This is a genomic window from Methylolobus aquaticus (assembly GCF_054172105.1).
The window spans coordinates 1-8,323 of sequence record NZ_JBSYXP010000034.1; the positions used below are offsets into that span (position 1 = coordinate 1).

General features: G+C 62.7%; 8 protein-coding genes and 1 pseudogene. 3 read left to right on the forward strand and 6 right to left on the reverse strand.

All coding sequences use genetic code 11. The features are described from left to right. Positions 1-31: 31 nt before the first annotated feature. The 5 genes and pseudogenes from ACW73L_RS21915 to ACW73L_RS21935 form a co-directional block, all read right to left on the reverse strand. Positions 32-292, reverse strand: coding sequence for a hypothetical protein (locus ACW73L_RS21915; RefSeq protein WP_498924672.1), 261 nt, complete (start codon positions 290-292; stop codon positions 32-34). A gap of 18 nt (positions 293-310) precedes the next feature. Then, the gene (locus tag ACW73L_RS21920) at positions 311-718 is read right to left on the reverse strand and encodes a hypothetical protein (RefSeq protein WP_498924673.1); all 408 of its coding nucleotides are present in this window, start codon (positions 716-718) and stop codon (positions 311-313) included. A gap of 4 nt (positions 719-722) precedes the next feature. Then, positions 723-2,489 carry a hypothetical protein gene (locus ACW73L_RS21925; RefSeq protein ID WP_498924674.1) on the reverse strand — a complete coding sequence of 589 codons (1,767 nt, stop codon included), beginning with the start codon at positions 2,487-2,489 and terminating at the stop codon, positions 723-725. A gap of 168 nt (positions 2,490-2,657) precedes the next feature. Then, positions 2,658-3,704 carry a hypothetical protein gene (locus ACW73L_RS21930; protein ID WP_498924679.1) on the reverse strand — a complete coding sequence of 349 codons (1,047 nt, stop codon included), beginning with the start codon at positions 3,702-3,704 and terminating at the stop codon, positions 2,658-2,660. Between the two features lie 304 nt (positions 3,705-4,008). Then, positions 4,009-4,767: pseudogene (locus ACW73L_RS21935) on the reverse strand (tape measure protein); the annotation flags it as partial. Between the two features lie 360 nt (positions 4,768-5,127). Here ACW73L_RS21935 and ACW73L_RS21940 point away from each other — a divergent pair. Beyond that, a complete protein-coding gene (locus ACW73L_RS21940) occupies positions 5,128-5,952 on the forward strand; it encodes a hypothetical protein (protein WP_498924675.1) in 825 nt (274 codons plus the stop codon). 21 nt (positions 5,953-5,973) lie between these two features. Here ACW73L_RS21940 and ACW73L_RS21945 read toward each other — a convergent pair whose 3' ends face one another. Further along, positions 5,974-6,159 carry a hypothetical protein gene (locus ACW73L_RS21945; RefSeq protein WP_498924676.1) on the reverse strand — a complete coding sequence of 62 codons (186 nt, stop codon included), beginning with the start codon at positions 6,157-6,159 and terminating at the stop codon, positions 5,974-5,976. A 236-nt stretch (positions 6,160-6,395) separates the two neighbouring features. Here ACW73L_RS21945 and ACW73L_RS21950 point away from each other — a divergent pair, with 236 nt between their 5' ends. Both ACW73L_RS21950 and ACW73L_RS21955 read left to right on the forward strand, forming a co-directional pair. Then, complete coding sequence (locus ACW73L_RS21950; protein ID WP_498924677.1) at positions 6,396-7,358, forward strand: YiiX/YebB-like N1pC/P60 family cysteine hydrolase; 963 nt, start codon at positions 6,396-6,398, stop codon at positions 7,356-7,358. 316 nt (positions 7,359-7,674) lie between these two features. Then, the coding region (locus ACW73L_RS21955; RefSeq protein ID WP_498924678.1) for a transposase at positions 7,675-8,323 on the forward strand (649 nt) is incomplete at its 3' end.

The window sequence follows — 8,323 nt, forward strand, 5'->3', positions numbered from 1 at the left end:
CCACCGGAACAGCAGGTGTTGGCCGCCTGACTCAGCCCACGAGCACGGCCCTAAACACCACTTTTGACAATAGCTCGCCGAGGTACGTGTCGGTGGTGTCGGTCTGAATGCTGGCGAAGACCTTGCGGAGGTTGACCCGGCCGCCGGCGCGATCGAGTTCCGAGATGTCCTCGAACAGCGCATTACTCGCCCCATCCTCGATCACCACCGCGGTGGGCGCACCGCTGCCCTCGTCGACGTCGGACAGCACTTGGGAGGCGACGAGCTTCACGTCGCCGGTCAGAATGGCCATGGGCAATCCGGGAAGAGATCAGAGGGTCAGGAAACGCAACGTCAGGCGGTAGAAGTCGGCCTCCGAGCGGGCTGGGAAACCCAGGACGGGTTCGGCCTCGATTGCAGTCGCAGCGTGGTGGAAGGCGACGGCGAAACTGCGGTCATCCGGCATGGCAAGTTCAAAGCGGCCGGATGTTTCGCCCAAGGGCGAGGCCGCCCAGTCGTACAGGGTGTCCACCACGCTGCGCGTGACCCACGCCATGTCAACCGGTCCCACCAGCGTGATCGGCCGCCCGGCCTGGCGGACCGCCGATTGCACCAGTAACGCGCCGGTCAGCAGATACGAGTTGGAGGCCACGACCGGCGTCCAGGCATGTTCGTCCGCCCACAGCAGATCGTCCGGCAGCGTGACGACACTGCCGGTGGCCAGGTTGGTCAGGTTCATTGGATCAGGTCGCCCGGGACTGGGCGGCTTTCGGCAAGTCGAGCAGACGGGCTTCGTCGCGGGCATCGACGCTGGCGGTCACGGTGCGATTCCCGGCAGCGAGCTCCACGCGGATCGTCCGGGCGGGCGTGGCCGCCGGTAGGTCGGTGAGCGCTGACCGCGGCACCCTGTCACTATGGGTGGCTTGCACCCAACCACCCTCGGCGAAGCCCTGCACGTTTGTCGCCAGGGCGCGGGCGGGCACGCTCAAGTTGTTCAGCGCCTCAAGGAAGCCGACACCGAGCCGGCCCACGGCGGACTTGCTGACGACAAACTCGCCCGGCGTCAGCAGTGCCGGCACGGTATCGGAACCGGCGATGCCGCCACGCGCGTAGAACTCGGCCTGGTGTTCGTCCAGGTAATCGATCACCCCGCGTTCGAGATCGTCGCCCCAATTCAACGCGGCGCGCATCGCCAGGCGCCAGGTCTCCTTGATCCGCTCCAGCGTCTCCTGCTCATAGCTGGTCAGCTGCGGGCGGTCGATGAACCCAGCAATGAGTCCCCGATCCTGCTGCGCCTGGCGGTTGTAGTTGGCCAGCGTGTCGACGCGGAAGTTGAGACCCGCGGAAGGACCGTAGGCCCACTGGAAGCGGCCGGTGAAGCCCTCGATGCCCTTCAAGCCGAGTTCGATCATCTGCAGCGCTTCGGACGCGTCGCGGTTCTGCTTCGGCAGGGACGATCGCGCGCGCGTGTCCTCCGTCGGCGTGGCTTTCGCGGTGCCGCCGGCCGCGAAGCGGGCGACCCCGTTGGCGATGCGGCTCAAAGCGGGATTCCCGTATTTCCGGACCGCGGCCTTCCGCAGCACGAAGGCTCCGAATTCGAGCGTTCGCGGGACCGTATCCTGGTTGCCGAAGCCCGACACCGAACCGCCGTGCATCCGCGGGAAGATGGATGCGACCGAACCACCGCGCGCGAAGGTCCGCACGCCCGACCCGACCAAACCGCCAGCGGCATTCGCTTCGACCCGCCGGATGGTTATGGTGTGGGTGCTCGCCGTGTTGGCGCCGTTCAGGCTCTGGATCTCGGCGCGGGCTGCAGCGACGTTGGTCGAGACAAGATGCTGCGACTCGGTCTCCAGTTGGCTCAGCGCCTGGATCTGCCGCGCGACATTGCTGAGCGCCGTCTCGGCCTTGGCGGTGACCACACTCAGTTCGAACTCGGCGTGTTCCTCGGCATAGGCCTTGAGCCGGGTCAGCGCGGCCTGGGCGTGGGACACATCAGCATCCACCGGCAGTGTTTCGCCGGCCTTGAGGCGCGCGGCGTAGTCCTGCAGTTGGCGTTCGGCCTGGGTCAGATCGGCCTGGATCGCCAGCAGATAGTCCTTCTCGGACAGAGTGCGGTCCAGCGCGAAGATGGCTTGGTCGAACCGGGCGGTGTCGGCGTCGATCGCGACGCTGACGCCCTGCCGCAGCCGGGCGGTGACCTGCTCGATCTCCGCGGCGGTCGCACTCAGCGTCTGGCGGATGCTCTCCCGGGCGGATACAGCGGTCTGCGCCGCGGTCTGGTGCGCCCGGGCTTCGCCTTCGACCGCTTGGCGCAGCAGGTCTTCCGAGGTGCGGATCTGACCGATCGCCTGACTGATCTGCTGCTTGCCGACCACGGCCGTCTGATCCGCCTCGCGCGCCTTTTGCGCACTCTCGGTCCGCAGCGCTTCGGCCTGCCGGTGCAGTTGCACCGCCGTCGCGTATTCCTTACGCCGGTAGGCGTCACGGGACTGCGCTTCGAGGGACACCGCTTGCGTCGCCGCCTGCTCGGACTGCCGCTGAGCGTCGGTACTGCGCCGGGCTTCGCTGGCCTGGCTGCTGGCGACCTGGGCCGCGAGATCCAGCGCCTTCTGCGCGAACTGGCGCGACTGTTCGAACTCACCGGCGGCGAGTTGTGCCCGGGCGGCGGCCTGGTACTAGGCGATCTGCGCCTTGCGGTCTTCAAGCGCCTGGGCCTCGCTCATACCCTGGCGGAGGATCTCGCGGATGCGCTCCTCGGTGCTGAGCGAGAGCAGTCGCTTCTGTTCCTCGATGCGCTGGATCTCGGACAGATGCCGATTGGCTTCGGCATTCAGCGCGTCGATGTGCTGCCGGTACTCGGCCACGGCGACCAACAACGTCTGCCGACGCGTCGCGAGAATCTCATTCTCAACGCGCTGCACATTGGCTTCGCGTTCAGCTTCGGTCACACCGTGACGCCGCGCCGCTTCGAGGCGGGCCAGGGACTCCTGATCGAGCAGCGACAAGCTGTCGGTAGTCGCCTGCTGGCGCAGCCGGGTCTGCTCGGCCAGGGCGTCGGTCAGCAGCCGGGTGGCTTGCGTGAGCTTGGCCGCTTCCGACTGCCGCGCCGTCTCCAGCGCGGCCTGTTCCTGCTGGTAGTGCGCCTGGACGGCGACGACCTGTTGTTGCAGCGTGCTCTCGACCACGGTGGTCAGCGAGCGATAGCCCTCGGCTATCTTCGCCGTGGCCTCATTAGCGGTCTGGCTGGACTGGGTGGCGGCCTGCTCGACGGCGGTCAGCCGCGTCTTGACCTTGTCCAACGCCGCATGCACCGCTTCCGCCCCGCGCCCGACTGCTTCCTGCGTCCCTTGCCGGACCGCGGCGAGTCGCTGGGTGATTTCCTCGGCGGTGGCGGTGGCGGTGGCGGCGGCGGCGGCGGCGGTGGTCATCGCATTCTGGGCCGCGGCCGTTCCCTTGCCGGCGTCGGCGACCATCTCGGCAAAGATCCGGTTCATCTCGGAGAGACGCGCTTGATGACGGCGCGTCGCCGCATCGATCCGTTCGGCCGTGAACAGCGCCGCGAACACTTCCCAGCGGTACTGCAGTTGCTCGACGCCTTTCAGCAGCAACTCGACCATGGCGATGCCGACGCGGCGCACGACGACGAACTGCTCGGAGAGCCAGGTGCCAATCTCCCAGCCGACCGCGAACGCGCCCAGCGCGGCGAACGCGGTGCGCAGCACACCCAGCGAGGCGATGGCGGCAGAGTTGGTTGACCGTGAGCCAAGCCGCGGCAGAGGCGTGGGCCGCGGTAACGGCAGCCACGCCGACCGTTTCCCAGGCAGTGATCAGTGCCGGTAGCAGGCGATAAATCAGAATCGCCAACCCGACTTCGGCGAGGCGCTTGAGCCACGCCATGACGGTGTCGAGATTCGCCGAGAGCGCGGTCAGCGCCTGGGCCAGGGTGCGTGTGAACCCGGTGGCGGTGTCGACCTGATTCAGCCACTGGCCGAAGGCGTTGCCGAGCCGCTGAAAGGCTTGGCTGACCGTCTGTGGCAGCTGCGCGTACTCCGCGGCCAGAATGTCCTTCTGGCTCATCAGCGCCTGGACTACCACGTCGGCGGTCAGGCGGCCTTCCTCGGCCAATTTCCGTAGACGGCCGATCGGGACGTTCAGGCCATCGGCCAAGGCCTGCGCCAGACGCGGGCTGTTCTCGACGACCGAGTTGAACTCCTCGCCCCGGAGCATGCCGGCCGCCAGCGCCTGCCCAAACTGCAACAGGGCGGCCTGGGCTTCTGCAGTTGAGGCTCCGGAAATTCGCAGTGCCTGCGAGATGCTCTCGGTCAATGCAAGCGCGTCCTGCTGCTCCATTCCCAAGCCACGGACGGCTTTCTGGAGCTTGCCATAGAGCGTCGCCGTCTCCTGCAGCGGCACACCGATGCGTTGCGCGATGGCGAACAGTTCACGCTGTGCGACCGAGAACTCGCGCTGCCCCGCGGTGGCCAACTTCAGCCGCGCTGCCATCTGGTTCCAGGCGTCAGCGATCTGCACGATCTCCTGCGCTTTCCCAGCGGCCCAGCTAATCGTCAGGAAGGCGAGCAACTGGCCTTTAGCCCGGTTGACCTGGTCGCCGAAGGCCGCCATGCCCGCCTTGACCTCGGCGACACCGGCGGAAGCCTTCTCTCCCGCGTTCTTGGCCGAGACGGCCAGTTCACCCAGGCTGCGCTCGGCCGAACTCAGGGCTCGCCTCAGCCCCTCGTCCGATCCCTCCAGGGCGACGAGGATGCTGAGGCGGTTGGGGGGCATGTTGTCGAGTGGATGCCGCGGATGAGGCCAGATTCAGTCGGGTTTGGGTAAATTTGCCTATTGAATCGCGGATTGAGCAGGTTCACATTTTGGTTACGCCCTTAGCCTACTTGTCAAGTTAAGTTGGCAGTGTCCGTGCGGCGGGAAGCACTTGCGAGCCTCACAATTGCCTTCATCTGACACAGGTACCTTAACCTAAGGGCCCAATGGGCTCCCTTGGCCTGTGGCCAATCGGTCTTGGCCGAACCGCGAGTTCACCGGGGCTGCGCTCCACTGACCAGTCCACCCCATTCAGGTCAACAAGGGCGATGCTGCGGTGAGGCTGACGTCGCCCCATTGGAATGAGGCCGGGGAAGATCGATGTACAGCAATCCGAATCAACGAATAGGCCAGAGGCAGTCGGGTCTTTGCTACCCATACGATCTGAGGGCAAACAGCACCGTCAGCGTTTCGGCTACAGAAACTTGGGTGCCGCCTTGCATTGCAGGTAAGACGCTCATGGTGCTCGTCATGCTGGTCATGACGCTGTCAACAACGGCCTGCGTCTACATGAGTCACAAGCCCTATCCCAAGGAATGGCCACCGTTAACCGCTGTGCGCGAGGGCGAGTGTCCCGACCTTAGCGGACAATTTTGTCTTGACGATGCCGCGGATACCAAGAGTTGCACCGAGGGCTGTTTACGGATGCCACTGACCGAGGCTGTTTTCAGTTGGGTTGATGCCGACACCATATCCGAAACCGGGACAAGCGTGCCAAGAACATCGGCAAAAGCGAGGCCGTCTCGCGTTGAACTCAGAGGACCTAGCTCAAATCGACTGTCTGTCATCGCTGTTGATGAAACGGGCGTCCAAACACAGCGATTACTCGAGCTGGTGCCGGACTCGAGTTGGAACGTTCACGGGCCTCTTGGCGGAGAAGAGCGCATCTTGGGCTTCACCTGTAGCGCTCGCGGGTTGCCGATGCGCAAGCGCATTTTCTCGTTCTTCTTCTTCCTTGCGCCAGCTTGGGCCTACAACACCCGAACCTTTCAGAGGGCAGAGAATGGCGACATCGTCATGCGCGAGGCCTCGTCGGGATTCGGGTACGCCTTTCTGATTCCACTATTCGTTAACCGCGTGGATTGGCACCGCTGGCCTGCCATTCCGGAAAACGCTCGAACCGAGCGGCCGCCCAACAGTCGGTGAGTGGCTGCCCGTTCCCTAGCTTTATCTGGCGCCGAAGGCCGCCATCCCGGCCTTGACCTCAGCGACGCCGGCCGTGGCCTTTTCCCCGGCGGTCTTTGCCGACACGGCGAGTTCACCGAGGCTGCGTTCCGCTGAACGCAGCGCGCGCTTCAACCCCTCGTGCGAGCCCTCCAGGGCGACTAGGATGCTGATGCGGTTGGGGGGCATTTTTTGGAATCTGGTCTATGGTTATGGTCGTCGGGTTCAATGCAAACGGACCATCACGACGTTATTGCCTATCGGCCTATCACACCCGATCAGTATGCCCAGCAGAGCAGCTAATTTGCTTGTTAGGCTTTATCGAGCGACACCCAACGTCCGGTAACGGTAGGAAGGAATCAGCGCAACGCCAAATTGAAGTTCCTATCCGAGATCAATTCGCAAATGAATGAAGGGATGCCGACATGAACAAAATAGTACTCATGGCCGCATGGCTATTTTTTGCGCTCTGCTCTTCTGCTACGGCAGGCTCTGGTAAAAACATTCTCAACGCAGCGGATATCCAGCCGACTGCAACCGAAGCCGAAGCCAGCAATGCAGAAGATCAGCAGGTAGTGATCGACATCACAAGAGGGCTGCTGCAAATTAACCGGAGAGTTTTGTGGCATCTATCCAGGTTTCTTCCTGCATCCGAAACCTCTGCCATTACTACAGTGCGGCAACATTTTTCTAATCTAACGAGAAAGCTCGATACACAACCCGATGCCGTGCTTTCGGCAACACAAGATAGTCGACTGGAATCACTGCTCAAGAAGTTTGGACCCGATGATCCCTTCGCTTCGCTGCCGTTCCTCCCAGAAAGCGAGCTAAAGCCGGGGGACATCATCCTGAGGTGTTCAACGGCTTTGTCATCGCAGATGACGGAGCTGATGATATGGTCCCGCTACACGCATTCCGCACTTTATCTTGGCAACGGGATGATTATCGATGCAACGTGGCAGCACGGCGTAAAGACACGCAGCCTTGCTGACTTCCTCCAGGAATCTAACCGCGTTGGTGTATTACGCCTGCAAGGATTGACTTCTGATCAGGCAAATCAAGTGATATCAGCCGCAGAATCCAAGGAGTCTTCAGCGTATAACTTCGAAGCCGTCAGGGTGTTAGGAGTGCAGAAGTTGGACGCATTCACCCATATTTCTCCGAAATATCTGAGCAATATAATTGGTGTTCTGAATAGGGCTGAATACCTCCCACAAGATGTGACAGGCAGCGGGCAATACGCCTGTTCTGAACTTATCTCTTCGGCGTTTAAAGCGATTAACATCACCTTGAGTCAAGCCAGTGGATTTACCCCTGGCGATATGATTCGGCTGAGTCAGGCGGGATTCTTATCCGAAGTAGGAAGATTACAGGTCCCCGTTGAATAAAGCGGGAATAGGTAATCCATAAACCACAGGCGCGTTCGCGTATTGCGCAGTATGGTTAGGCAACAATCAAGCCTATGCCAACGCGCCAGACGACTTCACTAACGCGCCTGGGCTCAGCTTTGCGTGAGTCGCCATGGATCAAAAGTAAACATCCTAACGGCTGGTTTTTTCCGCCTAGAGCCTGGATAAATAGTCGCCCCTGCAGAATCGCTGGAAGGCGCATGGCACGCGGCGCTTTGCGGTTTCGTGGGGTAACGGAATCCCGCGGGATTTGCTGGAATAGGGCGCAATAATTGGGGGATTGCGGGGCACATCGATGACTGACGACATCTTCCGTGCGCGTTTGGACCAGATGATCGACCTGCGGCATCCGCTGGCGGTGTTGGCGCGGCGGATCCCCTGGGCGCAGCTGGAAGCGGCGCTGTCACCATCCTTTGAGCGGCGGGATCGCGGCGGGCGGGTGGTGGCGGTGGACGACCTGTTCGGTCCGCGTCTGCAGACGGTCGGCGGGGGCGTCAGTGCGGCGGGTCGGCCCCGGTTACCGATCCGCCTGATGGCGTCGCTGTTGTACCTGAAGCATGCGTTCAATCTCAGCGACGAAGCGGTGGTGGAACGCTGGTCTGAGAACGTGGTCTGGCAGTACTTCAGTGGCCAGGAGTACTACGAGCCCCGGCTGCCGTGCGATGCCACGCAAGTCGGCCGGTTCCGGAAAGCGATCGGTGAAGCCGGGGTGGAAGAGTTGCTCCGCGCGACCGTGGACACGGCGGTGGTAACGCAGGCGGTGCGGCCACAAGAGTTCGAGCGGATCATTGTCGATACCACGGTGCAGGAGAAAGCGATCGCGCATCCGGTGGATAGCCGCTGGTTGGAGATCGCCCGAGCCAAGGTGGTGGGGATCTCCTTGAAGCAGACCTACGCCCGCGAGGGTGCGGTATTGCGGCGGAAGGCGGGCGGTTACGCTCATG

Bases quoted from the DNA above. Each gene is read 5' to 3' on its own strand.
- ACW73L_RS21940 (WP_498924675.1), top strand. From the start codon at position 5,128: ATGTACAGCAATCCGAATCAACGAATAGGCCAGAGGCAGTCGGGTCTT.
- ACW73L_RS21950 (WP_498924677.1), top strand. From the start codon at position 6,396: ATGAACAAAATAGTACTCATGGCCGCATGGCTATTTTTTGCGCTCTGC.
- ACW73L_RS21915 (WP_498924672.1), bottom strand. From the start codon at position 292: ATGGCCATTCTGACCGGCGACGTGAAGCTCGTCGCCTCCCAAGTGCTG.
- ACW73L_RS21920 (WP_498924673.1), bottom strand. From the start codon at position 718: ATGAACCTGACCAACCTGGCCACCGGCAGTGTCGTCACGCTGCCGGAC.
- ACW73L_RS21945 (WP_498924676.1), bottom strand. From the start codon at position 6,159: ATGCCCCCCAACCGCATCAGCATCCTAGTCGCCCTGGAGGGCTCGCAC.